This is a genomic window from Massilia sp. CMS3.1 (assembly GCF_051262535.1).
In the GTDB taxonomy this organism is placed as follows: Bacteria; Pseudomonadota; Gammaproteobacteria; order Burkholderiales; family Burkholderiaceae_D; genus Telluria.
This window is the reverse complement of record NZ_JBIMES010000059.1, coordinates 1-1,462: the sequence shown is the minus strand read 5'-3', so window position 1 is coordinate 1,462 and position 1,462 is coordinate 1. Positions and strand designations below refer to the sequence as shown.

General features: G+C 52.5%; 2 protein-coding genes. Both read right to left on the bottom strand.

Features of this window, described 5'->3' with window-relative positions; genetic code table 11:
- Positions 1–51: 51 nt before the first annotated feature.
- Positions 52–984, bottom strand: a complete 933-nt coding sequence (locus ACHAC9_RS24380) for a hypothetical protein (RefSeq protein ID WP_435764380.1) — start codon at positions 982–984, stop codon at positions 52–54.
- A 103-nt stretch (positions 985–1,087) separates the two neighbouring features.
- Positions 1,088–1,420, bottom strand: a complete 333-nt coding sequence (locus tag ACHAC9_RS24375; RefSeq protein ID WP_435764378.1) for a hypothetical protein — start codon at positions 1,418–1,420, stop codon at positions 1,088–1,090.
- Positions 1,421–1,462: the final 42 nt, after the last annotated feature.

Here is a 1,462-nt window from a genome sequence, read left to right as displayed (position 1 = left end):
GTAGCAGACATATTGTGGCGTCCATTATCGCTCCTTACCGGACCTACTGCGTCAACGCCGATGAGTATCTCCGCAGTCCAGATGATGAACACCTGGCCGGGAACCTGGTGCTCGCAATTTGCAGAGAATGTCGTATAGGCGTGCAAAATCTTCGTGCGGACCGAGCCCATATTGAACAAAAGCGACAATGGCCTCTCCCTGACGTGCGGTCATCGCTTCAGCACTTTCGCCCGATTGGGATCCGCGACTGACGGACCATGCGGCGCCAAGCTCGCCCTCGATCCTGACGACCGTAACGTAGTGCGTCGCAGGCTTCCCGCCAAAAATTTCGAGTTCGCAGATCATTATTGCTTCGCCATCGCTGGCCGGAAGCGCACGGCGAAGCAAGCTGTTCTTTGCGCATCGAGGAATACGAGGCTCCGGCGGGTCAAGTCTGAGCCGCTCGAGATCGACTAGCTCGATCCGGCCCGGGAGCGACTGAAGCACGACGCTCCATGGGTTGTCACATGCAGCCTGGGCCCACTTTTGGGTCAACATCGGACAAATCTGCTTTTGTTGCATATCGTTGTCGTCCCATCCGTACGGATCGAACTCCACCGACAGCCTGTCGAAGGATTTCGGCTTCGCCGAATCGGATGAGTCGCTAACGAGCTTGCCAAGTGCATCGGTATCATTCGCCTTGTCACGCGTACGGTTTAAGGAAAAAGATTGTCTGCGGCGATAATCTCCCAGCGCAATGAAGGGCAGCACAATGTGGTGCTGAGCGACCGAGACATGCATGTCAGCCGCAAGCAAAGTATAGTTTTTCGGAGGATGCTTGGGCTTTTCTTGGCCACAGGCAGCCAGTACAAGACAAAAACACCCGAGCACACCAATATGCATGGCTTTACTGAGCCACATAGGCGTACGTAAGTCAAACCCGGCAATACTCCTTGAGCGGTCTAATCGGATGGAACCAGCTGGAATAAGATGATTGAAATGCATGCTAAGGCTTTCTAGACGAAAGACGCCTAATTTGCTGCTTTTACGTGAAAGCGTGCTTCGTCTACGTCCGCTATCGACCCAAAGCGGACCTTGCAACAATCAGCTATCGTGTTGCCAGGTAGGCAACTGCGGTCGTTACTTGGATGAGGGAATAAGCGATGGCAAAGAAATGCCAGCGCTTCAGAATTTCTTTCTTCTTCAACATTGCATAACCAAAGTACAGAAGCCCCGCGACACAACTTCCTAATGCTATGAAGAAGGCAAAGGACGACATCAACAGCAAGCTTAATAGGGGAAATTCGGTATTCTGCCCTATGGCTCGCGCCTCCTTAATCGCTACTGTGAGATACCAAACCAAGAAACTAGCGAGTGTGCACGGGATGGTTCCCGCGATCATCCCGCCCCCAAATACGGTAGTAATATTGCTGCGTCTCATCCACTAAGCCACTTTTCTTCGGTAGTTGTAAATGTCGGCTCT

Excerpts from the sequence above, each read along its gene's own strand:
- ACHAC9_RS24380 (WP_435764380.1), bottom strand. The coding sequence starts at position 984 with ATGCATTTCAATCATCTTATTCCAGCTGGTTCCATCCGATTAGACCGC.
- ACHAC9_RS24375 (WP_435764378.1), bottom strand. The coding sequence starts at position 1,420 with ATGAGACGCAGCAATATTACTACCGTATTTGGGGGCGGGATGATCGCG.